This window comes from Streptomyces sp. NPDC085932, assembly GCF_044540525.1.
Lineage (GTDB): Bacteria > Actinomycetota > Actinomycetes > Streptomycetales > Streptomycetaceae > Streptomyces > Streptomyces levis.
On the sequence record NZ_JBITSJ010000003.1, the window covers coordinates 263992 to 285917 of the forward strand.

The 21926-nt window shown below is 71.1% G+C and carries 22 protein-coding genes; 5 read left to right on the plus strand and 17 right to left on the minus strand.

The features are described from left to right. Positions 1-15 precede the first annotated feature (15 nt). Complete coding sequence (locus ACIGAQ_RS17235; protein ID WP_311679782.1) at positions 16-570, plus strand: peroxiredoxin; 555 nt, start codon at positions 16-18, stop codon at positions 568-570. 3 nt (positions 571-573) lie between these two features. Next, positions 574-1107, plus strand: a complete 534-nt coding sequence (locus ACIGAQ_RS17240; RefSeq protein WP_399783589.1) for an alkyl hydroperoxide reductase — start codon at positions 574-576, stop codon at positions 1105-1107. A 75-nt stretch (positions 1108-1182) separates the two neighbouring features. Here the strand turns inward: ACIGAQ_RS17240 and ACIGAQ_RS17245 are convergent, their stop codons facing one another. The 4 genes from ACIGAQ_RS17245 to ACIGAQ_RS17260 all read right to left on the minus strand — a co-directional run bounded on the left by ACIGAQ_RS17245 (position 1183) and on the right by ACIGAQ_RS17260 (position 6228). Further along, positions 1183-2493 carry an AI-2E family transporter gene (locus ACIGAQ_RS17245; protein ID WP_362278400.1) on the minus strand — a complete coding sequence of 437 codons (1311 nt, stop codon included), beginning with the start codon at positions 2491-2493 and terminating at the stop codon, positions 1183-1185. Positions 2494-2631: 138 nt separating this feature from the next. Beyond that, positions 2632-3342 (minus strand): transglycosylase SLT domain-containing protein, encoded by a 711-nt coding sequence (locus ACIGAQ_RS17250; RefSeq protein WP_311679788.1) that lies wholly within the window; start codon positions 3340-3342, stop codon positions 2632-2634. Between the two features lie 400 nt (positions 3343-3742). Continuing rightward, a complete protein-coding gene (locus ACIGAQ_RS17255) occupies positions 3743-5068 on the minus strand; it encodes a PhoH family protein (protein ID WP_311679790.1) in 1326 nt (441 codons plus the stop codon). A gap of 386 nt (positions 5069-5454) precedes the next feature. Continuing rightward, on the minus strand, positions 5455-6228 hold the full coding sequence (locus ACIGAQ_RS17260) for an isoprenyl transferase (RefSeq protein ID WP_094055077.1): 774 nt from the start codon (positions 6226-6228) through the stop codon (positions 5455-5457). A 779-nt stretch (positions 6229-7007) separates the two neighbouring features. On the opposite strand from ACIGAQ_RS17260, the gene ACIGAQ_RS17265 reads away from it, so the two are divergent. Beyond that, the gene (locus tag ACIGAQ_RS17265) at positions 7008-8207 is read left to right on the plus strand and encodes a winged helix DNA-binding domain-containing protein (RefSeq protein ID WP_399783594.1); all 1200 of its coding nucleotides are present in this window, start codon (positions 7008-7010) and stop codon (positions 8205-8207) included. A 35-nt stretch (positions 8208-8242) separates the two neighbouring features. Here ACIGAQ_RS17265 and ACIGAQ_RS17270 read toward each other — a convergent pair whose 3' ends face one another. Both ACIGAQ_RS17270 and ACIGAQ_RS17275 read right to left on the minus strand, forming a co-directional pair. Beyond that, positions 8243-9079, minus strand: coding sequence for a class I SAM-dependent methyltransferase (locus ACIGAQ_RS17270; protein ID WP_399783597.1), 837 nt, complete (start codon positions 9077-9079; stop codon positions 8243-8245). 77 nt (positions 9080-9156) lie between these two features. Then, a complete protein-coding gene (locus ACIGAQ_RS17275) occupies positions 9157-9621 on the minus strand; it encodes a GNAT family N-acetyltransferase (RefSeq protein WP_399783600.1) in 465 nt (154 codons plus the stop codon). A 144-nt stretch (positions 9622-9765) separates the two neighbouring features. Between ACIGAQ_RS17275 and ACIGAQ_RS17280 the strand changes: the two genes are divergently transcribed. Beyond that, complete coding sequence (locus ACIGAQ_RS17280) at positions 9766-10548, plus strand: DUF899 domain-containing protein (RefSeq protein WP_399783603.1); 783 nt, start codon at positions 9766-9768, stop codon at positions 10546-10548. Positions 10549-10673: 125 nt separating this feature from the next. Here ACIGAQ_RS17280 and ACIGAQ_RS17285 read toward each other — a convergent pair whose 3' ends face one another. The 3 genes from ACIGAQ_RS17285 to ACIGAQ_RS17295 form a co-directional block, all read right to left on the minus strand. Further along, a complete protein-coding gene (locus tag ACIGAQ_RS17285; RefSeq protein WP_362278391.1) occupies positions 10674-11561 on the minus strand; it encodes an LLM class flavin-dependent oxidoreductase in 888 nt (295 codons plus the stop codon). Positions 11562-11672: 111 nt separating this feature from the next. After that, positions 11673-12638 (minus strand): hypothetical protein, encoded by a 966-nt coding sequence (locus ACIGAQ_RS17290; RefSeq protein ID WP_399784597.1) that lies wholly within the window; start codon positions 12636-12638, stop codon positions 11673-11675. Positions 12639-12685: 47 nt separating this feature from the next. Next, complete coding sequence (locus tag ACIGAQ_RS17295) at positions 12686-13345, minus strand: hypothetical protein (protein WP_399783606.1); 660 nt, start codon at positions 13343-13345, stop codon at positions 12686-12688. 239 nt (positions 13346-13584) lie between these two features. Here ACIGAQ_RS17295 and ACIGAQ_RS17300 point away from each other — a divergent pair, with 239 nt between their 5' ends. Continuing rightward, a complete protein-coding gene (locus ACIGAQ_RS17300) occupies positions 13585-13965 on the plus strand; it encodes a DUF192 domain-containing protein (RefSeq protein WP_399783609.1) in 381 nt (126 codons plus the stop codon). 176 nt (positions 13966-14141) lie between these two features. Here the strand turns inward: ACIGAQ_RS17300 and ACIGAQ_RS17305 are convergent, their stop codons facing one another. The 8 genes from ACIGAQ_RS17305 to ACIGAQ_RS17340 form a co-directional block, all read right to left on the minus strand. Beyond that, a complete protein-coding gene (locus ACIGAQ_RS17305) occupies positions 14142-14852 on the minus strand; it encodes a hypothetical protein (protein ID WP_399783612.1) in 711 nt (236 codons plus the stop codon). Positions 14853-14893: 41 nt separating this feature from the next. Next, positions 14894-17431, minus strand: coding sequence for a hypothetical protein (locus tag ACIGAQ_RS17310; RefSeq protein WP_399783615.1), 2538 nt, complete (start codon positions 17429-17431; stop codon positions 14894-14896). Between the two features lie 133 nt (positions 17432-17564). After that, positions 17565-18653 carry a hypothetical protein gene (locus ACIGAQ_RS17315; protein ID WP_399783618.1) on the minus strand — a complete coding sequence of 363 codons (1089 nt, stop codon included), beginning with the start codon at positions 18651-18653 and terminating at the stop codon, positions 17565-17567. Between the two features lie 38 nt (positions 18654-18691). Continuing rightward, a complete protein-coding gene (locus ACIGAQ_RS17320) occupies positions 18692-19339 on the minus strand; it encodes an OmpA family protein (protein ID WP_311679813.1) in 648 nt (215 codons plus the stop codon). An 8-nt stretch (positions 19340-19347) separates the two neighbouring features. After that, complete coding sequence (locus ACIGAQ_RS17325; protein ID WP_399784599.1) at positions 19348-19929, minus strand: hypothetical protein; 582 nt, start codon at positions 19927-19929, stop codon at positions 19348-19350. Between the two features lie 16 nt (positions 19930-19945). Beyond that, entirely contained in the window at positions 19946-20569 is a 624-nt protein-coding gene (locus tag ACIGAQ_RS17330) for a pilus assembly protein TadG-related protein (RefSeq protein WP_399784602.1), read from the minus strand. Continuing rightward, the gene (locus ACIGAQ_RS17335; RefSeq protein WP_399783621.1) at positions 20569-20802 is read right to left on the minus strand and encodes a hypothetical protein; all 234 of its coding nucleotides are present in this window, start codon (positions 20800-20802) and stop codon (positions 20569-20571) included. Before ACIGAQ_RS17335 ends, ACIGAQ_RS17330 begins: the two co-directional genes overlap by 1 nt. 145 nt (positions 20803-20947) lie before the next feature. Next, the gene (locus ACIGAQ_RS17340) at positions 20948-21901 is read right to left on the minus strand and encodes a response regulator (protein ID WP_399783624.1); all 954 of its coding nucleotides are present in this window, start codon (positions 21899-21901) and stop codon (positions 20948-20950) included. Positions 21902-21926 lie beyond the last annotated feature (25 nt).

Here is a 21926-nt window from a genome sequence, read left to right on the forward strand (position 1 = left end):
CTGCAAGGAGAGCGTGTGCTCACTGTCGGTGACAAGTTCCCCGAGTTCGACCTGACCGCCTGCGTCTCGCTGGAGAAGGGCAAGGAGTTCCAGCAGATCAACCACAAGACCTACGAGGGTCAGTGGAAGGTCATCTTCGCGTGGCCCAAGGACTTCACCTTCGTGTGCCCGACCGAGATCGCCGCCTTCGGCAAGCTGAACGACGAGTTCGCCGACCGCGACGCCCAGGTCCTCGGCTTCTCCGGCGACTCCGAGTTCGTCCACCACGCCTGGCGCAAGGACCACGACGACCTGCGTGACCTGCCCTTCCCGATGATGGCCGACTCCAAGCACGAGCTGATGCGCGACCTCGGCATCGAGGGCGAGGACGGCTTCGCCAAGCGCGCGGTCTTCATCGTGGACCAGAACAACGAGATCCAGTTCTCCATGGTGACCGCCGGATCCGTCGGCCGGAACCCGAAGGAGGTCCTGCGGGTCCTCGACGCGCTCCAGACGGACGAGCTGTGCCCCTGCAACTGGTCCAAGGGCGACGAGACCCTGGACCCGGTCAAGCTGCTGGCCGGTGAGTGAGGCATGTCCCTCGACTCCCTGAAGTCCCGCATACCGGACTACGCCAAGGACCTGAAGCTCAACCTGGGCTCGGTCATCGGCAACTCGGACCTGCCGGCCCAGCAGCTGTGGGGCACGGTGCTGGCGACCGCCATCGCCTCGCGCTCCCCGATCGTGCTGCGTGAGCTGGAGCCCGAGGCGAAGGCCACCCTGTCGCCGGAGGCCTACACGGCGGCCAAGGCCGCGGCCGCGGTGATGGCGATGAACAACGTCTTCTACCGCACCCGGCACCTGCTGTCGGACCACGAGTACGGCACCCTGCGCGCGGGTCTGCGGATGAACGTCATCGGCAACCCGGGCGTCGACAAGGTCGACTTCGAGCTGTGGTCCTTCGCGGTCTCCGCCATCAACGGCTGCGGCATGTGCCTGGACTCCCACGAGCAGGTCCTGCGCAAGGCCGGCATCGACCGCGAGGTCGTCCAGGAGGCGTTCAAGATCGCGTCCGTGATCCAGGCGGTCGGCGTGACGCTGGACGCCGAGGCGGTCCTGTCCGAGTAACCCTCGGCCCCGGGCCTGTCATGACAGGGCCCCGTCCACCCACCGGTGGACGGGGCCCTGTTCGCGTTGTCCGCGCTACTCCGGCGGCGCCTGGGGCGGCGCGGGCTCCGCGCTCACCGCCGTGGCCCCCCGCGGCGGCACGGCGTGCCGCACCGCGGCCTTGCGCGAGTACGACCGCAGATATCCGGCGACGGTGTTCGTCACGGCCACCAGCGGCACGGCGACCACCGCGCCGCCGATCCCGGCCACCATCCCGCCGCAGGCCACCGCCAGCACCACCGCCAGGGGATGCACCCGCACGGCCCGGCCCAGGATGAACGGCTGCAGGATGTGCCCTTCGATCTGCTGCACCGCGAGCACCACCACCAGCGTCATCACGGCCGTGAACACGCCCTGCGTCACGAGCGCGACGACCACGGCGAGCGCCCCGGACACCACCGCACCGACCAGTGGGATGAAGGCGAACAGGAAGATGAACACCGCCAGCGGCACGGCCATCGGCACGTCGAGGAAGTAGATCCCGAGCCCGATGAAGATGGCGTCGATCAGGGCGACGATCACGGTCCCCCGCACGTACGCCGTCAGCGTCCGCCACGCCGCCGGACCGGCCCCGGCCACGCCCGGGCGCGCCGCCGCCGGCACCAGCTTCAGCGTCCACTCCCAGATCCGCTTGCCGTCGTAGAGCAGGAACAGCGTGCAGAAGACGGCGAGCAGGATGCCGGTCAGCGCCTCGACGACGACCGTGACGCCCTCCAGGCCGGCGGAGGTGATCTGGTCGGTGTTCGCCCCGACCGCCTCGCGCAGGTTCTTGGCGATCTCGTTGATCTGCTTGTCGGTGACGTGGAAGGGGCTGTTCAGCAGCCAGTTCCGCAACTCGTCGATGCCGTCCTGGATCTGGCTCGACAGGTCGTCGATGTTCTCCATGACCTGCCAGGTCACGAACCAGCCGATGAGGCCCATGACGACGAAACCGAGGATCGCCGTCAGGGCGGTGGCGGGCCCGCGCGGCACCCCGTGGCGCCGCAGCCGTGCCACCGTCGGCTGCAGCATGGCCGTGATGAGCAGCGCGATGACGAACGAGAGCACCACGAGCTGGACCGCGCTGATGACCCGCATCAGCACCCACAACGTGCCCGCGAGGACGAGCAGCCGCCAGCCGGCCTCCGCCGCGACCCGCACGCCCCACGGCACGGCGAGCGCCGGGTCGGGCCGGGCCGGGACGTCGGGTGCGTAGTCCGGGGGCGGCGGCACGAGTTCGTCGGGCGGCGGGACGGACTCGTGGTCGTCCCGCTCCCGCTCGACCGCGGCGCGGCGTTCGTTGTACCGCTCGCTCATCTCGGTCAGTCCGGCACCGAGCCGACCGAGCCACCCTGGCACTCGCGACATGATCCGTCCTCTTCCCCCGTCCGTGCGCACCACTCCACCCGGGAGCCGTCCGCGTCCGACCGTACATGGCGCGAGCCCCGCACCGTACGACGGTGCGGGGCTCGCGCGAAGGAGAGGATCGGCCGGGGGCCGGTCGGCTCAGTACCAGTGGTTGGCCTGCCAGAACGACCAGGCGTCACACGGGCTGCCGTAGCGCTCGTTCATGTAGTTCAGGCCCCACTTGATCTGGGTGGCCGGGTTGGTCCGCCAGTCGGCGCCGACGGACGACATCTTGGAACCGGGCAGCGCCTGGAACATGCCGTAGGCGCCGGAGGAAGGGTTGACGGCCTTGTAGTTCCAGTCGGACTCGTGGTCCACGATGTTGCTGAAGCACTGGAACTGGCCCGCCGGCACCATCTGCCGCGCCATCGCCTGGATCTGGGCGATGGTGTAGGAGGTCGCGACGGGGAAGTCGGAGATGTCCTTGGAGCGGCTGGCGGCGGCTTCCTTGGCCTCCGCGCGCTCCTTGGCCTCCTTGGCCGCCTTCTCGGCGGCCTCCTTCTTGGCGATGGCCGTCTCGGCGGCTGCCTTGCGGGCGGCCTCCTCGGCGTCCTTCTTCGCGCTCGCGTCCGCGGCGATGGCCTGCGCGTCGGCCTGCTGCGTCAGGGACGCGGTCTGTACCTGGGCCTGCTGGCCCGCGGGGATGTCCGCGAGCAGCGTGGCGCCGCTTGCCGTCGCTTCCGCGTCGTTGTTCTGCGCGGTGCTGCCCGAGGCAACGCCGACGACGCTTCCGACAGCGGTGACCGCCGTGGCCGAGGCCACTGCGAATCCCCGGACCGAGATCCGGCTCACACGGTTTCCTTCCAGCATCGCCCGCTTCGGTGACCCTCGCGGACGCAATCGTGCCCCTGGCACTGGCCTCCCCAACTGCGGGGTCACGGGAGGCGCGGGCCCGGTGGGCAACTCCCGCGAGGGGAGTGCCGCGTGGTGCTCGGGCGGCATACGACATCGCTATGGAGTTGGCGTGTGCTCTCTGTGGTGCCGTACCGCTGGGGGTACAGCTGTGTCGTATGCGGGGCCTGACAGGAGTGAGACTCTGCCGTAACCCGACGGGGCAAGGCAATTCCGAGTTGCGTGTGAAAGCTCACATCCCGTTTGGCGCGGGAAATTCACAGGAAAGTCCGCACGCGAAGGCGCCGTCCGGCTAGGCTCTTCGCCTTTCCGGACGGCGCCAACTCCTGCGCAATCGCCCCTTATTGCATGGTGACGGTCACATCTGCCCGTCTTCGAGCATTTCGGTCACAAGCGCGGCGATCTGCGACCTCTCGGACCGGGTCAGGGTCACGTGCGCGAAGAGCGGATGGCCCTTCAGCTTCTCCACGACGGCGACGACACCGTCGTAGCGGCCGACCCTCAGGTTGTCCCGCTGGGCCACGTCGTGGGTGAGCACCACCCGCGAATTGGCCCCGATCCGGGAGAGAACGGTGAGCAGGACGTTCTTCTCCAGGGACTGCGCCTCGTCCACGATGACGAACGCGTCGTGCAGCGAGCGTCCGCGGATGTGCGTGAGCGGCAGGACCTCCAGCATCCCGCGCGCGGTGACCTCCTCGATGACCTCCCGGCTGGTGACCGCGGACAGCGTGTCGAACACCGCCTGCGCCCAGGGGCTCATCTTCTCCGCCTCGGTACCGGGCAGATAGCCGAGCTCCTGCCCGCCCACCGCGTACAGCGGACGGAAGACCATCACCTTCTGGTGCTGACGGCGCTCCAGCACGGCCTCCAGGCCCGCGCACAGCGCCAGCGCCGACTTGCCGGTGCCGGCCCGGCCGCCCATCGACACGATCCCGACGTCCGGATCGAGCAGCAGGTCCAGCGCGATCCGCTGCTCGGCGCTGCGGCCCTTGATGCCGAACGCCTCCCGATCCCCGCGCACGACCCGGACGTTGCCCTCGGGGGTGACCCGCCCGAGCGCCTTGCCGCGCTCCGACTGGATCATCAGACCCGTGTGCACCGGCAGGCCGGCGGCTTCGGGAACGTAGACCTGTCCCTCCTCGAAGAGGATGTCCACCTGCTCGCCGGGCAGGGTCAGTTCGGACATTCCGGTCCAGCCGGAGGAGTCCGTGATGGCGAGCTCCGCGCGGTACTCCTCGGCGAGGAGTCCGACGGAGGACGCCTTGATCCTGAGCGGGAGGTCCTTGGAGACGACGGTGACGTCGAACCCTTCGGCCTGCAGGTTGCGGGCGACCGCGAGGATGCGGGAGTCGTTGTCCCCCAGGCGGTAGCCGCTGGGCAGCACGCTGGGGTCCGAGTGGTTGAGCTCGACACGGACGGTCCCGCCCAGGTCCCCCGTGGGGATGGGGGCGTCGAGGCGGCCGTACCGCACCCGCAGGTCGTCGAGCAGGCGCAGGGCCTGCCGGGCGAAGTAGCCGAGTTCGGGATGGTGCCTCTTCGCCTCCAGCTCCGTCACCACGACGATGGGGAGCACGACCTCGTGCTCGTCGAAGCGGCTCAGGGCGTTCGGGTCGGCCAGCAGGACGCTGGTGTCGAGGACATAGGTGCGCCGGTCGGGCTTGTGGCGCTTTGTGCTGGTCACCACGGAAGGACGTACCCCCTCGGATGAGGTCGGGGAGCGACGGAGTGGAGCTGGACCGGTTGTCGGCCGCCCTGCATGGGCCGAAAACCGGCCCTCCGCCTGCGTCCGTGCTGTGACCGCACGATCGGGCTGGTGCAAAGGGCCTCCCGGGCGGACGGCCCCGTGCCGTCCGCTGAGATCCGACACCCGTGGTTCGGGCGTCGACCTGACTGGGTTATGCCCTCGAACGAGCGTCGCCATGCCACGGCATATGACGGCGGGCCGGTGAACTCCGTGTGACGTGCGTCTTCGGTGGGGTACCAGGGAGAGTCACGACGTGGGACGTCCGGCGTCCCGGCGCGTGCGCGGGGCGCGCCCCCGGGCTGCCGCGTGACGTGTGTTCAGCCTGCTCAGCCGCCGTAGCGGCGGTGGCGGGCGGCGTAGTCGCGCATGGCGCGCAGGAAGTCCACCTTGCGGAAGGCCGGCCAGAACACGTCGCAGAAGTAGTACTCGGAGTGCGCGGTCTGCCAGAGCATGAATCCGGACAGCCGCTGCTCGCCGCTGGTGCGGATCACCAGGTCCGGGTCGGGCTGGTCGCTGGTGTAGAGGTGACGCCCGATCATGTCGGTGTCGACGGCCTCGGCGAGCTCCTCCAGCGAGGTGCCCTTGTCCTGGGCGTCGAGCAGCATCGAGCGCACGGCGTCGGCGATCTCCTGGCGGCCGCCGTAGCCGATGGCGACGTTGACCAGTATCCCGTCGACGTGCGCGGTGGCCTCCTCGGCCTCCTTCAGGACCGTCTGCATCCCGGCGGGCAGCAGGTCCGGCGTGCCCACGTGATGGACGCGCCAGCGGCCGTCGGCGGCGAGGGTGCGCACGACGTCCTCGATGATGCCGAGCAGCGGGACGAGCTCTTCCTGCGGACGGTCGAAGTTGTCCGTCGACAGCAGCCAGAGGGTGACGACCTCGACGTCGGTCTCGGTGCACCAGCCGAGGAATTCCTCGATCTTCTCGGCACCGGCCCGGTGTCCGTGGACGGTGGTGGATCCGGCGGCCTTCGCCCAGCGCCGGTTGCCGTCCATGATGACGCCGATGTGCTTGGGCACCTGAGCGTGGTCCAGGTGGCCTTCCACCCGGCGTGCGTACAGCCTGACCAGCAGGCCACGCAGCTTGTCGCGCAGGTTCACGTGATCGTCAGCCCCTCCGTACGGATCGGACAGGCCGCGGCGTGCGGCCCTGGTCGTGGCCGCGGGCGGTCCCCGCCCGTGTGGCAGTCCCCGGAGGCGAAGCCTACCCCCGCTGCCGCCGTGGGCCGCCCATGGGTGCGGAAGGCAAGGGTCCGGCCGCTGGTTCGAGCCGCCCGGCCCGGTGGGCGCGAGGCGTCCGCCAGGCAAAGAAAACGGGCCGGTCCGTGGGGGGGAGACGGACCGGCCCGAGGGGGGGTTTCCACCATAACCCTTTGTAAGTGATGCTGCGTGCATCGGCGTGCCACAACTACTCTCCGGAGCCGCCCGGCGACGCGGCGATGACCGCGGAACCCGTCGTTCACGGCTCGCGCATGGCCGAAACATGGCCCGTACGCAGGGGAATCGAGCGACCTGGGGCAGGATCCGGAGGATTTGCCGCATCTTGCGGTCCGCTCGGCGACTTGTCCGGCCGTCCCCCTGACGGGTGAACCGGGCAGCGAACGTCCGCTTGACCGCCGACGCCGCCGCCACGTCTCCCCCGCGGTGAGGCCGGGGCACCGCGCAGCCCCCTCCACTGCGCGGTGCCGCCCGCGCAGCTTTGCTCACGCGAATTACCTTGGTCCGAACTTACGCGATGGGGTGGCTCGGAAGCGAGCCGGGACGATAACGATGTGAAAACCCCCGGCGGAAGATGCGCGTGAGGGGTGAGGGGCGAGAGTGCCACGGCACGCCCGTCTAAGAGGACAGTTCCTGTCCTAGTTCCCCTCTACCGTCGGTCCATGACGAGCACTGAGCGGATCAGCTGGGACGCGGCGAGCGCGCGGCGTGCCGAGCGGCAGTTTCCGGCCGGACCGGCGGCGGCCGGGACCGCGGCCGGCCCGGTCACCGACGGCGTCGCCGACGTGGTCGCGGCGATGAGGGGGGCGCACGCGCAGGTGCTCTCCGCCGCCGAGGTGTCGATCGGGGTGCGGGCGGCGGGCGGGGTGACGCGGACGCACGTGCGGGCCGCGCTCTGGGAGGAGCGGTCCCTCGTCAAGACGTACGGCCCGCGCGGCACGGTCCATCTGCTTCCGGCACGTGAACTCCCCCTCTGGTCGGCGGCCCTGACCGCCGTTCCCGCCGGGCCCAGTCCCTTCCCGCCGGACGTGCGGCTCACCGACGAGCAGGCCGGCCAAGTGGTGACGGCGATCGGCGACGCGCTCGACGGCAGGTACCTGACCCTCGACGAGCTGACCGAGGAGGTCGTCGCCCGCACGGGCCCATGGGCGGGTGACCGGGTGATGCCGGCGTTCCAGGACATGTGGCCGCGCTGGCGGCAGGTGATGCACCGGGCGGGCTGGGCCGGGACGTTGTGCTTCGGCCCGAACCGGGGACGCAAGGCGACGTACACGCGCCCGGCGTGGGCAGGGGCAGGCTCGGGGGCGGGGGCCCGGGAGGCGCAGGACGGGCTGTTCACCTTCGTCAGCCGCTACCTGCACGCGTACGGACCGGCGACCCCGGCGCACTTCGCACGGTGGCTGGCGGCGCCGGCCGGCTGGGCCACGGGCCTGTTCCGGGACATGGCGGCGGCCGGCGCGGTCGAGGAGGTCGACTTCGAGGGGACACCGGCGTGGGTGGCGGCGGGTGACACGGAGTTCCCCGACGGTCCCGCGCGGGGTGTGCGGCTGCTGCCCTACTTCGACGCGTACGTCATCGCCGGGCAGCCCCGGGAGCGGCTGTTCCCCGGGGAGGCGTACCGGCGCGCCCTCGCCGGCGGCCAGGCCGGCAACCATCCCGTGCTGCTCGTCGACGGTGTGGTGGCCGGGGTGTGGCACCAGCGGCGCCGGGGCCGTCGTACGACCGTCACGGTGGAGCCGCTGGTCCGGCTGACGGCACGGCAGCGACGGGAACTGGGCGAGCAGGCCGAGCGGGTGGGCGAGGTGCTGGAGGCGACGGCGGAGCTGGTGCTGGGGAAGGTGGAGGTGGGGCCGCACGCGTGAACGCAGTCGTGGCCGGGCGGGTCACGGGGCGGTACTCACCGGGCGGTGGGCCGGGCCGGCTTGCGGGCGTCGATGAGGTGGCGGGTGCTGTGCGCGACGAAGGGCCCGTCGCTCCGGATCCGCTCGTGCAGGGCCCGCAGCTGCGGCTCGTACGCCTCGACGGTGAAGCCCGGAACCATCCACACCACCTTGCGCAGGAAGTGCACGACCGCGCCGATGTCGTGGAACTCCATCCGCAGCCGCTCCGCCCGCAGCTCGACGACCTCCAGCCCGGCCGCCTCGGCGCCGGCCCGCTCGCGGCCGGGGTCACGGGCACCGCGCGCCTCCTCCGGCTGGGGGCCCAGGAAGTACTCGACGAGTTCGAAGGCGCTGGCCGGGCCGACGTGCTGGGCGAAGTACGTCCCGCCGCTCCGCAGCACGCGGGCGATCCCGTCCCAGTGCGGGCGGACGGGATGACGGCTCACGACCAGGTCGAAGGCCCCGTCGGCGAAGGGCAGCGGGTCGTCGTCGTCGGCGGCGGCCACCACGGCGACGCCGCGCGGTGCCAGCAGGGCGGTGGCCTTGGCGACGTTCGGCGGCCAGCCCTCGGTGGCGACGGTGAGCGGCGGCCTCCGTCCGGCCCTGGCCAGGGCGAAGTCCAGCACCTCCCCGCCTCCCGTCTGCACGTCGAGCGCGGCACTCGCCCGGCTCAGCCGCTCGGCCATCGACACGGCGTACCCCCACGAGGGCCGCGCTTCGGTGGCACGCCCCTCGAACCAGGAGAAGTCCCAGCCTTCCGTGGGCACGGAGGCGCCTTCGGCGACGAGGGCTTCGTAGGTGGGAAGTGGAGTGGAGGACGTGGTGACGGGCGTGGTGTCGTGGTCGGCGGCCATGCGGGGATGGTGGCAGGGCGTGTGGCGGGATGCGCGGCATTTTCCGCCCGGCGGTGGCGAGAACGGCTGCCCGGACGTCACCGGAGGACGAGCAGGACGTGCTCGTCCTCCCCGTACCGGACGGTGCCGGTCCGCTCGAAACCGGCCTTCTCCAGCAGCCGTACGGAGCCGGTGTTGTCCGCGTGCGGGTCGGCGTGCAGCGGCCGGTTGGTCTCCCGCTCCAGGAAGAGGCGCAGGGCCCTGCCGCCGATGCCGCGCCCCCAGTACGGGCGGCCCAGCCAGTAGCCGAGGAAGCGGCGGTCGTCCTCCCACCAGGCGACGATGTTGCCGGCGACGGCACCGCCGTCCACGGTCACGGTCTGCACGAAGTTGGTCTCGCCATCGAGGACGTTCGTCCTCCAGTGCCGCAGGAACGCCTCGCGTGGCCTGGGCGTGAATCTCGAACGCCGGACGGCCTCCGGGTCGTGCTCGTAGGCGAGGAAGAACTCCAGGTCGGCTTCCACGACGTCACGCAGGCGTACGTCCAGGTCGTCATCGCTCATGCCCGGGAGTGTGGCAGGAGCCACTGACAACCGGGCCCGCAGGAAGGCCCCGGCAGGGGCCCCGGCTCCCCGACGGGGTACCGCGATGAGTTCCGGCCGGGACGGGAGTCTGCCCCGTAGACGCCCGAACCCACGGAGGACCCCATGACGCCCACGCCGGACGACCCGACCACCGTGCTGCCCGGGCTCCCACCCGTGGTCGACCTGGCCACCTGGCGGAGCGCCCGTGACGAGCTGCTGGTCCGGGAGAAGGCCCACACCCGCGAGGGCGACGCCATCGCCGCGGCGCGACGCCGGCTGCCGATGGTGGAGGTCGACGGGACGGTCGAGGTCGTCGGGCCGGACGGCCCCGTCCCGTTCCTGGACCTGTTCGAGGGCCGCGGGGAGCTCGTGGTCTACCAGCACATGTGGTACGACGGCGCGCCGCACCAGGGGCAGTGCGAGGGCTGCACCACCACCGCCTGGCACCTGAAGGACGCCGTCTACCTCAACGCCCGCGGTGTCTCGTTCGCGATCCTGACCACGGGTCCCTGGGACGAGGTGGCGTCCTACGTCGCGTTCATGGGTTACACCCAGCCCTGGTACTCGGTACGCGGCGTCCCGGCGCCGATCGGCGGCGAGATGGGGTACCTCACCTGCTTCCTGCGCGACGGCGACCGAGTGTTCCTGACCTACTCCACGACGGGCCGGGGCAACGAGCGGGTCAACGGCTCCCTCGGCCTGCTCGACCTGACGCCCCACGGCCGTGCCGAGGCGTGGGAGGACCACCCGGAGGGCCGGCCGGAGGGACGCGAGGCCTGCTGGTCGTGGCGCTCGGACGGGGACGGGAACGCCACGTGGGGCCCGACCAGCCGCCCGGTACCGCAGTGGACGCGGCCGGGAGCGACTCCGGTGGAGACCTCGGGGCGACACGGCCACTGCCACTGAACCGTCCCGGTCCGCCGGGTGCCGGCGCACGGGAGGCGGTCGACGGAGCCCGAGCGCCCTGTGGACGCGGCTGACGGGGGGACGCGCACCCCCGCGGGCGCCGGGCGGCCGTCCTCTGGCGTCGCTCACGCGACCAGGGGACGCACCTCCTCGGCGGCGAACCGCACGAACCCCTCCGGGTCGGGTTCGTCCCCGGTCGGCTGCAGCACCACCGTGTCGGCCCCGGCCTCGGCCAGTCGCTCGACGGCCTTGGCCACGGCACCGGCGTCCCCGGCGACTCCCAGGTCCGGCACCGACTCCCACCCTTCGGCGGCCCGTTCGGCGCGCAGCCGGGCATCGGCGTCGGGCCCGGTGGCGGTGAGCAGGTAGACCACGACGTGATGCGACGCGCCGCCGCGACCGCCCGCGGCCTCGCGACCCTCCTCCACGAGCCGGCGCGCCGTGCGCACGCCGTCGGCGTTGGTGGCGGCGGTGAGGATGGTGCCGTCGGCGGCCTCGCCGCTGAGCCGCAGCGACCGCGGCCCGGTGACCCCGGCGAACACCCCCGACTCGGACGCGGGGTTCGGCGGAGGCCAGTCGAGGGCGACGTCGTCGAGCGTGACGTACCGCCCGTCGGTGGTGACCCGCTCCCCGGCGAGCAGGGCCCGCAGCGCCAGGAGGTACTCCCGCAGCAGCGTGACCGGCGACTCGGCCCGGGCCCCGACCTGGCCCATCCAGTCCTGCACGCCGTGCCCGACACCGACGACGGCCCGCCCCGGGAACATCCGGTGCAGCGAGGCGACCTCCATGGCGGTGAGGGCCACGTTCCGCAGGGGCACGGGCAGCAGCCCGACCCCGACCCGCAGCCGCTCGGTCCAGGCGAGGGCGGCGGCGGCGGTGGAGACACCGCCTTCCGCGAAGCAGTCCTCCCAGAGCCAGAGTTCTTCGAGCCCCGCGGCGTCCGCGGCCTCACAGACGGACCGGAGTCGCTCCGGGGCGAGTTGCGGACGGAAGACGGCGCCGAGTGTGGTCATGGAGGGTTTCCTACCCGGGCCCGAGCCCCCGGACAACCTCATTTCGGGAGGTGCCCGAGCGGAGGATGGGAGGTCCCGGGGGAACGGGATGCCCCGGGTGGGCTGCCGGGCTCAGCGGTTGACGGCCTGGATCTCCTGCACCACGACGTCCTGGGTGGCGCCGAACGTGCCGTCGGGGAGGTCGCCGCCCGCGCCGCCCGTACCGGTCCACTCGATCTTCCAGGTGACGGTGGCCTGAAGGGGGTACGTGCCGTCGCCCGAGGAGCGCAGGTAGCGCACTCCGCAGGGCGGGGTCCGGTTCGCCTTGCCCCTGGCGTAGGGCTCGCCGATACGGCCGTCGTTGATCTCGCAGACACCGGACGCCGGGTAGGTGACGGCGTCCTGGGTGCCGGGCTGGATCCTGAGCGCAACCGGCTCGGCCGTCGCCGTGGCGCTGATGCCGATCACCGGTACGGACGCGGTGACGGAGACCGGCTTGAAGTCGGCGGCGTCCAGCCAGGCCCAGGTCGGGAGATTGACCTTGGTCTCGGCGGCCGGGGCCAGCGTCACCTCCGTGCTGGGGACGCGTATCTCGGCATAGGCGAGTTCGGCGAGGATCTCGGGCGTCACGGCGTTCTCGATGTCGGCGGGCGGCGGGTCGCCCTGGTCGACCCAGAAGGGCTGCTCGTCGCAGGAGTCCCAGCCGGGCGGGAAGTCCTCGTCGACGAACGAGTCCCAGAAGTAGCCCTTGCCGGCCTTGTCCTTGTTGAAGTCCTTGTAGGGGTGGCCGTTGACGTACCGGTCACGCTGTTTCGCGTCCCACTCGTAGCCGGTCGAACCGGCGTCCCAGATGGGCTCCATCTCCTTCTGGAGCTGCTCCGGCGTGTACTTGGGGGCGTACCAGCACGGTGGTGGCGTCCAGGACGTGGCGGACGTGAGCGCGCCCGCGGAGTTCCCGCTGCCGTTCTTGGAACGGTCGAAGACGACCCCGCCGACGGTCACGGAAACGGTGCCGTCCTTGCCGGAGTCGGCCTCCTGTGTCTCGCCGTCCGTGCTGCCGAAGCCCTTCTCGGCGTGAGCGGGACCGGCGGTGGCCAGGACCGCAGCGAGGAGGCCCGTCGTGAGGATGAGGTACCGGGAACGGATCAAGGCCGGCACTTGGCACTCCCCCGCTGCGAGATCAGTCGCTCGGTGACCCAGACGCCCTTGTCGTTCTTGCGCAGGGTTCCGGCGTAGACGACATAGCTGTCCTTGGTCACCGGCGTGACGTCGGTCTTACCGGTCTTCAGGAACTTGTTGAACGCCTTGCTCTGGTCCTCGCAATACACGAGAGCGGCCGTGCCATCGTCCTTGATGGTCACGCTCTCGTTGTAGAAGCGGGTCAGACCGGTTGTACGAGCCTTGTGGTCGACGAATTCCTGGATGTACTTCTGGCTTCCGGCAGCGGCCGTGCCGTCCGAATAGAAGCGGTAGGCCTTGTCCAGGGGATCCTGCCGAGCGATCGCCATGTCGACGGCCCTGATGCGCTGCTCGGCGTCACTGAGAACGGCGTCCTTGTCGGTGTCGCCGGTCTTCTTCCACTCGAACTTGTAGGTCACGTCCGAAGGCAGTTCGATCGCAGGCCTACCACCGGCGTCCGAGGCGCTGGGAGCTGCCGAGGGCGACGCCTCGTCGCCGCTGTCCGCTCCCGCGATCTTGTCGTTGCCCTTGGGCTTGGAGCTGTCATCGCTTCCGCACGCGGACAGCGTCAGGGCCGCAGCGGCGGTCAGCGTGAGCGCTGCGAGGAGGGTGGGGCGGCGGTTCACGGTCGGCTCCCGGTCAGAGGCGAGACTTCTCTTGAGCGAACCCAAGCTATCCAGCGGTGTGGGGCCACACCAGTGTGGACCTTGTGAACGGGCGGGGTGTTTGGGGAGGAATCGGTGAGGGGCGGACCGGTGGGGGCCGTAACGGTTGCATAACACGGCAATCCGTTTCCAGGAGCACACGGGGCCGGTTCTGTCGGATGGACCACGGCGGCATGTCAGCGGTGGTGGAGGGAGCCCGGATGGGACGGAACTGGCGGGACGGACGCGGGGAGTTGGTGGTGCGGGGGACGGACACGGGTGTCCGTGTGCCGTTGGAGATCGCCGTTTCCTACCGTGCGCGGACCAAGGGGCTGTTGGGGCGGGACTCCGTCGACGGGGCGATCCTGCTCTCCCCCGCCAACAGCGTGCACACCTTCCGGATGCGCATGCCGATCGATGTGGCCTATCTCGACCGGCGGTTGCGGGTCATCGCCGTGCGCACCATGCGGCCCGGGCGGCTGGGGATGCCCCGGCTGCGGGCGCGGCACGTGGTGGAGGCCGCCGCCGGGGCGATGCGCGAGTGGGGGGTGCGGGAGGGCACCCGGGTGGAGGTCGTCGTCGCGGCGACTGCCACCGGGTAGGCGTCCCGGCTTCCGGCCACGGCCCCTCGGGTCCGCGCGCCCGGCCTCCCCAACCGCGACGGCGCGAGGGTGCGCCGACGCGGTCCTTCCTCGTCACCGTGCACGCCGGCCGCGTCCCCGGCCTCGGGAGGGACGGCCGGCGGAGTCGGTGTCACCTTGCAGTTCCGGGCGCGGGATCAGTGGTCCGTCGGTTCGCTTCCCAAGTCGTAGAGGATGCTCCGGGCCGCTTCCGCGTTCTGCCAGGTCGCCGGGCCGTCCGGTTTCGCCGAGAGGCGCTGCAGGGCCGCCCTGGCCCTGGAAGTGCGCATCGCACCGAGGAGTTCGAGGGCCGAGTCGGCGCCGATGTCCTCCGTCACGCAGCGCTCGGCGAGCTCCACCGCCCACTCCGCGAAACGGCCCGGGTCGGGGTCGAGGGCCAGCCAGCGGAACACCGAGTCGGCGATGTCGTCGCGCAGGGACGGGATCAGGGCCAGCATCGCCGCTTCGACGTGCCGTACGACGTGCCGTTGCAGCGGGTACAGCCGAGGCCGGTCCTGCCAGGCGCGGACCAGCTCGTCCACGCCGGACCAGGTCACGTCGCTCGTGCGGGGCATGCTCTGGCCCACGGCCCGGTGGAACTCCTCCCAGGCGTGCCACAGCAGGCCCGGCGACGGCGGCCGGGGGACGTGCGGTGACAGCTCCGGGTCCTCCAGGAGGACGGCCACCACCCGCCGGGCCTCCGCCAGGCGCTCGCCGGTGCGGGGCAGTTCCGCGATCCTGTTCCAGTCGCCCGCGTCCCAGGGCTGCGGCAGGGTCCGCAGCGTACGGGGCAGGACGTAGTCGCCCTCCGGGTCGTGCCACCGCGCGACACGCGGGTCCCAGGTCTCCTCGCTTCCCGGCTCGCTCATCACCGGTGTCCCGCCACAGTCGTGCCTCCGTCGTCGTCCGCTCAGCTGATCCCCAGGTACGCCTTGGCGCTGTCCGGGTCCTTCATCCTGGACCAGTCCATCGTCCCGTCGGCGGTCCGCTCGTCGATGGCGCGTTGCATCCTGCCGAGCTGGTCCGCGGACAGGTCCTGGCCGGCCACCCGCACGTCGACGTCGTTCTTGGCCATCTCCCCGGCCGCCGTCCTGGTGTCCTTCGCCGGTTTGCCGTTCCGGGCGGGCTTGAACTCGCTGAAGATCGACGTCCAGCGGTCCGTCGTCTCGATCTCCACGGTGGCCTTGCGGCCGGGCTCCTTGGCCGCCCACTTCTTCAGCCGTTCGACCTGGTTGGCGAAGTCGGCCTTGCGCGTGGCCGAGCCGGCGTTTTTGACCTCCTTGACGTGGACGGTGCCGTTCCGGTCCTTGTAGACCACGTCGGCGTCGGGGATCTCGTCGAGGTTCACCTTCTCCCCGTTGCCCAGGTCGGCCTCCTGCCGGTTCATCTTGCCGCCGACGCCGGCGTCCACCCGGGTGCCCGGGGCCGCGTCGTCGGCGGCGCGGCGCACCGCGTTCACCTCCGCCCGTGCTTCCGCCAGCTTGTTGGCGTCCGAGGCGTTCACGACCTTGCCCTGCAGGGCCGCGGCAGCGTCGGGGTTGACGTTGCCGCGACGGGCCAGGTCGGTGATCTCGTCGAGCGCGGCGGCCGCGTCCTGCGTGCTGATCTCGGCCTTGGCCGGATCCGGGTCGTCCTTGGCCCGGTCGACGAGCCCGTCGATCTGGTCGTCGGGGACGGAGGAACCCTGCTCCCGCAGCGCGGCCTTCGCGGCCTCGGCCCGGGCTTCGAGCGTCTGCCGTTCCGCCTCGTCGGCCTTCTTGCGGGCTTCCTGGGCCTGCTGCTTGGCCTCCTCGTCACAGCCTTCCTCGGCTCGTGCCACGACCTGTGCGGCGGAGCGGCCGGCCGCCAGGACGGTGGTGCCGGTGCCGGAGGAGCCGGTGAGGGGGGCCGGTGGGTGCCCGGCTCCGCCGTAGGGCGTCCTGCGGGGCGGGGCGGCGATGGTGCAGCCGGATTCACGGGCTTTCCTCTCGGCCTCGTCCGCGGCCTCGTCGGCCTCTTTCGCGGCCTTCTCGGCGCCCTTGACGTCGCCCGCCCTGGCGGCCTTCCCCGCGTCCTGCGCCGCGTCGGCCGCCTTCTCGGTGAGCTTGCCCAGGTCGCCCAGCTTCCCGAGTCTGCCCAGCTTGCCGAGCTTTCCGGCGAGCTTGGCCTCGCCGTAGCCGGGGATGAAGAGGGAACCGACGTTCCAGACGACCGTGGTGACGGCGCGGGTCTCGTTGCCCTGGTTCCACTGGTCGCGGACGTCCTGGCCGATGAACACGTCGTCGAGGACCTTGCCGCCGGAGTTCACCGTCGCGCCGCCCCAGTCGGTGAGCGCGTCCCAGTAGTCGCCCTTGGCCCACTTGTCGCCCGCGTCCTTGGCGTCCTGAGACCACTGGTCGGCGATGACGCCGCCGTAGTCCTTCAGGCCGTCCAGGGTGTCGAGGGGGTTGGTGACGGTGTCCCAGATGCCCTTGAGGTCGCCGCCGATGCCGTCGACGACGAGGCCCTCGCCGACCTGCTTCAGCTGGTCGCCGGCACAGCCGAAGAAGGCGCCCACACCGGAGAAGCAGCCGTCGTCGTCCCCGCCCTTTTCGTCTTCGCCCTTGTCGTCTTCGCCCTTGTCGTCCTGGCCCTCTGGCTTGTCGCCGGTGTCGTCCTGGCCGCCGGCGTGCTCCCCGGCCTCGGCGCCCTCGTCCCCCTCGTTCCCCTCGGCCTGGCCGCCGTTGTCCGCGGGCCGTCCGCCCTCACCGCCCTCGGGCCTGGTTCCCGGGTCGTCCGCCGGGTCCGGGCGGGTGGCGGTGACGTCCGTGCCGCCGTCGGCGGCCGGGGACGGGCAGGCCGTGCCGGTGACCTTGCAGACCGCCGCCTGGAGACCACTCTGGATCTGCGTGCCCAGGCCGCTGACCAGCAGGGCGGCGACGATCGCCACGACGATCGCGATCAGCCCCGCGTACTCCACCGCCGTCTGGCCCTCGTCGCGCCGCCAGCGGATCATCCGGGGCAGGGAGAAGGGGCGGCGTTCGGCGCGGTCCGGCGCCGGGAGGCGGTACCAGGCGCGGCTGTCCTCACGGGTGAGGAAGTAGAGGACGAGGAGGGGGAGGAAGAGCTGGCTGAAACCGCGGGGTGATCCGTCGGCGATATTGGATATCGAGCCGGTGATCAGCCATGCCTGTACGGCGATGAGGCCGGCCAGGACTCCGGTGCCGCCCTGCCAGGTGCGCCGGGCCAGCCACCAGCCGAGGACGCCCGGGGCGGCGGCGTAGGCGGTGAGGGCGAGGACGCCGCCGTCGACGGCGTCGTACGAGGACGCGGTGAGCAGGACGCCGAGTCCGCCGAGGACGGTGATCGCGAAGAGGGTGTGGATCAGGACCAGTGCGGTGGCGAGCGAACCGGGCAGGGGCCGGCGCTCTCCGTACGCCGTCGGCCGGCCGGGCCCAGCCGCCCCCGGCACTCCCCCGATCGAGGCCATGCCCCCACCTCCGCCCTCGGTCCACGACACGGCCCGACAGTAGGGAGGGACGCCCGGGGCGGGATGGGTCCGTGGCCCCAAAACGGGGCCCAACTTGCCCGTGCTGCCGGGGGTACCGGTGCCCGGCCGCGGGCTAGAGGTGCCGGCCTGCGGCGATGCTCTCGATGAGGTTCCGGTACTCCTCCTCGGCAGGCGCGGCGACCACTTCCTCACGGCCGCGCTCCCGGTTCACCGCCAGCCAGTACGGGCACGGGTCGTTGTCGTCGGCGTCCAGGGTGTGGCCGGCGATTCTGCGGCCGGTGCGTGCCTCGTAGACGTCCACGCGGTAGCGGGCCCGGTAGGACGTCAGCTTGGATTCACCCCCGTCGTAGGTGCAGACCATGTCGACGTGGCGTCGGACCAGCCGGCTGCATGCCACCAGCTGGATGTCGTCGGGGTCCGGTGCGGCCGTGGTCGCGCTGCCCTCGCGGCCCGTGGACGTGGCGACCGGGCCGGTGCCGTGGCCCTCGGCGAAGAGCGCGACGGGGTGGGGGCCGGTGGTGGTGCGGGGTGCGGACTCGGGGAACGAGGCGCCGGGGTGCGTGCAGAGGCTCGCGAAGTCCCGGAGGTCCTGGGCGCGGTGGGCCAGGACGATGTCGGCGAAGGGTGACAGGGTGAGCGCGCCGAGCTGGATCACGGCGACGGCCACGAGTGCCGTACCGGGGAGCAGGCGCCGGGTGGGGGCCGGCGGCAGGGGCCGACGGGACCTCACGGACTCGATCAGGGCGTGGCGCGCGGTGACGGTGCGCAGGGTGACGTGCCGCTGTTTGCCTCCGTCGAGCCAGTACACGCGCGGCGGTCGTGGGCCGGTGTCGTCGACGGTGTCGATCGCGTCCCAGGGGATGGCGATCGTCCCGGCCCGGTCCGCGCCGTCCGTGTGGATCAGCAGGCCGCCGTCGCACACCGCGTAGCCGCGTCTGCCGTCGCGGGCCAGGACCCAGTGGGCCAGGGCGGCCCAGGAGGCCAGCAGCCAGCCGTACACCGCGAAGGGCCTGGCGCTCGGGGTGACGTCCAGTGCGGTGAGGGTCCGGATGAGGAGCGGGATCGCCGCGGCGTCGAGTACGAGCTTGCCGGTCAGCAGGACGGGCCAGGAACGACGTTCGTGGTGCACGCGCCGCACGCTGCCGAGCCCGGCCTCGGTGGCCAGGCTCGGCAGCGTGCGGTGGAGACGCCATTCGCCCACGGGGCTTCCCCGTTCCCGTCGGTCCGGTCCTTCGTCCGTCAGCTCTCCGAGCGGGGGAAGGAGACCTCGACCCTGCGGTTCTTCTTGCGGCCGGATTCCGTGGAGTTGTCGGCGATCGGGTACTGCTCGCCGTAGCCGCGGACCTCGTACGTGACGTTGGAGTCGGTCAGTTCCTGGTCCAGGACGTTCTGCACGGCGTTGGCGCGTTTGCGGGACAGGACGTCGCCGTGGGCGGAGGAACCGAGGTTGTCCGTGAAGCCGAAGACGCGGATCTTCGTCGCGTTCTGGGTCTTGATCTCCTCGGCGATCGCGGAGATGCGGGCCTTCGCCTGGGCGCTGAGCTTCGCGCTGTCCTTGCCGAAGAGGACCTCGGCCTGGAGGGCGAACTTGACGTCGGCGTTGGTGTCTTCACGGCGCTCGTCGCCGCTCTGGTCTTCGACGACCTGCTTGATGTCGAGGACCTTGGGCTCGGCGAGGGTGGCGCCTTCGGGCAGTTTGAGGTCGGGGTCGTTGGCGTCGACCTCGACGGGGGCGGAGGCGGAGGCCTCGGTGCCGGGGGGAACACCGGGGCTTTCGTCGGCGTGGGCCGACACGGCGCCGTAGATGTTCGTCGCGACCATGAGGCCTGCGGCGGTGAGGACCAGGGCGAGGCGTGGAGTCGCCGTTCGATGGTGCGTGCGGGTCATGGCCGGCCTCACCCGGAGATCTTGATGGTGCCGCTGGAGAACGTGGGAACCTGGATGCCGACCTCGGTCGTGCTCGCGGGCGGCGCCGGGAACTGCATGAAGACGGGGAGGGTCTGTCCCGCTTCGAGGTTCCCGAGACCAGTGGTCGTCAGCGGTCGGCCTTCAGTGTCGCGGAGTGTGTAGTAGCGCTTCTTGCCCTTGGCATCCACGAGGGTGGCTCCGCCGAGGGACGGGCCGTGTTTGATCACTTCGGTCTCGTCCCCGCTGGTCTGCGGTGGCACCACCACGGACTTGTCGCCATCGTTCTTCACGGTGCCGTTCACGGTGAGGAAGCCGCCCGCGTCGCGGGTGGCAGACGTGATCTGCAGGAGCAGCCCGTCCGTGCCCCTGAGTTCGGCCAGCGGCGTCTCCGGCTCCCCCTCCTGAGCACTCGGTTTCGGTCCACTGTCCTTGGAGGCGGAGGCCGGCGGGCTCGACTTGTCATCGTTGTCACCCCCACCGCCGCAGCCGGCCACACCGAGGGCCAGTCCGGCCGCAATGGTCAACGCGACCATCCCCCTGCGGGCCTTCGCTGTGAACCGAATGCTCATCTCTCTGCTTCCTTCATCACTCGTCGTTCGCTTGTGAGTCGACCAGGTGGACATCGAAAAGGTCTTCGGGTTCCGGCAGCACATCGAGGTCGTCCGGCTTCAGCTCCCATTCGACCCCGTCATCGCAGACGAGCTTCGGCAGCACGTCGGGGCCGGCATCGTCACCGAGAGGGTCGAAATCGCAGCGAGGCTCGATCACGGCTGCGGCGGTCGCGTTGGCGTTCCGCTCCTCCGTGCCGGGAACGATCGACTCCCCTACGGGCTTGTTGGTCTCGACCTCGACCTTGAACCCCAGCAGACCATCCGGCAGGCATTCGATACCCGCCAAATGGGCATCGTTCCGGCCGGCCAGTTCCTGCGCACGCCAGCACGAGGGAGCAAGTCCGTCCGCGTTCCCTTCGAAGATCTGACGCCACTTGGCCGGATCGAGCACGCTGTCGACCCACGCGCCCGCGAGTTGGTCCCGCCTGTCCTGCGCCGCCGCGAGAGCCGCCGCGTCCGCGGCTGTCTGCGCGCCGTTCCTGTTCGCTGCGGCCTGGCCGACCGCGAAGTAGGCGAACGCGAGAAAGAGCAGGCCCCCCACCACCGTGATGTAAATGGGGAAGGCCTGCCCTGCGTCACCGTAAGGGCGGGGTCGGATCAAGGAGCGACCTTGGCGATCTGAGCCTGAATCTTGCCGAGAATGGTCTGACCGATGTTCGTGCCGGTGATCGCCAGCACGATCGCCACCACGACCGCGATGATGCCCAGGTACTCGACCGCCGTCTGGCCCTTGTCGCCGGCGCGGCGCTGCATCGCCTGCGCCGTCGTGTTCTTCCAGCCGTTCACGCGGACCTTGGTCGCGACGGCGGTCTTCAGCATCAGGTCGCTCATGGTGTTCCCCTCCGGGTTCGGCTGTGTCGCTTTCGACACGAGGAACGTACGGCGCGACGGGCTGTCCGCCAGAGGGCCCCTGGGCCCAATCCCGGGCCCAATCACACGGGCCCAGCCGGTTCTTCCCCCATACCGTCACCGGACGTCACCCCAACCCTCGGTGTGAGTCCGGGGCCGTGCCGATCCACTTCGCGGCGGCCTCGGAGCGGCTGGTGCTGTGGAGCTTGGCGAAGATGCGGTTGATGTGGTTCTTGACGGTCTTCTCGCTGATGAAGCACGTGGCGGCGATCTGCTGGTTGTTCATGCCGGACGCGATGAGGTCCATGATCTCCGCCTCCCTCGTACTCAGCTGGAACCGCGACCTGTCGGGAGCGGCCGGACGGCCACTCGCCCACTCAGACGAAGACTGTGCCACACCCGGTTGCATTCGCGAAAGGTTTTCTGACGAAGTAGCAGGATGCGGCGCCGGACGGGATTGCAAGTGAGCTGGCCATGCGCGTTCTTGCGGATGAGTATGCGAATTCACGGAGTCCGAAACTCCGTATGCAGTCGCACTCGTCGACTGCCCGAGCCCTTCCGGAAGGGACACCTCCGCCGGTGCTTGGCTCTGGCGGAGCTGGGTCAGGAGCGCGCCCGCCGCCGTCGGGGTGAAGTGGGCCCGGCCCTCTTTGATGTCCCGTACGGCGTCGACCAGTTGGTCGGCCGTGAACTCACCGTGGACCAGGTAGCCGCCCGCTCCCCGGCGCAGGGCCTCCTGCACGATCTCCGACTCCCTGCTGTACGTCAGCATCACCACCGGCGCGATCCGCACCAGGTAGGGAAGGGCCGAGAGGCCGTCCACGCCGGGCATGCGGACGTCGAGCAGGACGACGTCGGGGCGGTGCTGGTGGGCGGCCTCGTAGGCCTGACGGCCGTCGGCCGCCTCGGCCACGACCTCGATGTCCGCACGGCCCGAGAGCAGGGCGGTGAGGCCCGCGCGCACCACGGGATTGTCGTCGGCCACGACGACCCGGAGACGGTGGGTCGGTGGTGCGGCGAAGGGGTTCGGCGGGGGCGGCGGCTGGGTCGCGCCGGGGTGTGGGGTGGTGGGGTCCGGCATCGGTGCCTCCTCTCGGGTCGTGGGG

Coding starts and splice junctions, on each gene's coding strand:
- ACIGAQ_RS17270 (WP_399783597.1), bottom strand. CDS start 9,079: ATGGCCGCCGACCACGACACCACGCCCGTCACCACGTCCTCCACTCCA.
- ACIGAQ_RS17240 (WP_399783589.1), top strand. CDS start 574: ATGTCCCTCGACTCCCTGAAGTCCCGCATACCGGACTACGCCAAGGAC.
- ACIGAQ_RS17280 (WP_399783603.1), top strand. CDS start 9,766: ATGACGCCCACGCCGGACGACCCGACCACCGTGCTGCCCGGGCTCCCA.
- ACIGAQ_RS17325 (WP_399784599.1), bottom strand. CDS start 19,929: ATGAGCATTCGGTTCACAGCGAAGGCCCGCAGGGGGATGGTCGCGTTG.
- ACIGAQ_RS17300 (WP_399783609.1), top strand. CDS start 13,585: ATGGGACGGAACTGGCGGGACGGACGCGGGGAGTTGGTGGTGCGGGGG.
- ACIGAQ_RS17305 (WP_399783612.1), bottom strand. CDS start 14,852: ATGAGCGAGCCGGGAAGCGAGGAGACCTGGGACCCGCGTGTCGCGCGG.
- ACIGAQ_RS17265 (WP_399783594.1), top strand. CDS start 7,008: ATGACGAGCACTGAGCGGATCAGCTGGGACGCGGCGAGCGCGCGGCGT.
- ACIGAQ_RS17275 (WP_399783600.1), bottom strand. CDS start 9,621: ATGAGCGATGACGACCTGGACGTACGCCTGCGTGACGTCGTGGAAGCC.
- ACIGAQ_RS17245 (WP_362278400.1), bottom strand. CDS start 2,493: ATGTCGCGAGTGCCAGGGTGGCTCGGTCGGCTCGGTGCCGGACTGACC.
- ACIGAQ_RS17340 (WP_399783624.1), bottom strand. CDS start 21,901: ATGCCGGACCCCACCACCCCACACCCCGGCGCGACCCAGCCGCCGCCC.
- ACIGAQ_RS17320 (WP_311679813.1), bottom strand. CDS start 19,339: ATGACCCGCACGCACCATCGAACGGCGACTCCACGCCTCGCCCTGGTC.
- ACIGAQ_RS17335 (WP_399783621.1), bottom strand. CDS start 20,802: ATGAGCGACCTGATGCTGAAGACCGCCGTCGCGACCAAGGTCCGCGTG.
- ACIGAQ_RS17250 (WP_311679788.1), bottom strand. CDS start 3,342: ATGCTGGAAGGAAACCGTGTGAGCCGGATCTCGGTCCGGGGATTCGCA.
- ACIGAQ_RS17285 (WP_362278391.1), bottom strand. CDS start 11,561: ATGACCACACTCGGCGCCGTCTTCCGTCCGCAACTCGCCCCGGAGCGA.
- ACIGAQ_RS17310 (WP_399783615.1), bottom strand. CDS start 17,431: ATGGCCTCGATCGGGGGAGTGCCGGGGGCGGCTGGGCCCGGCCGGCCG.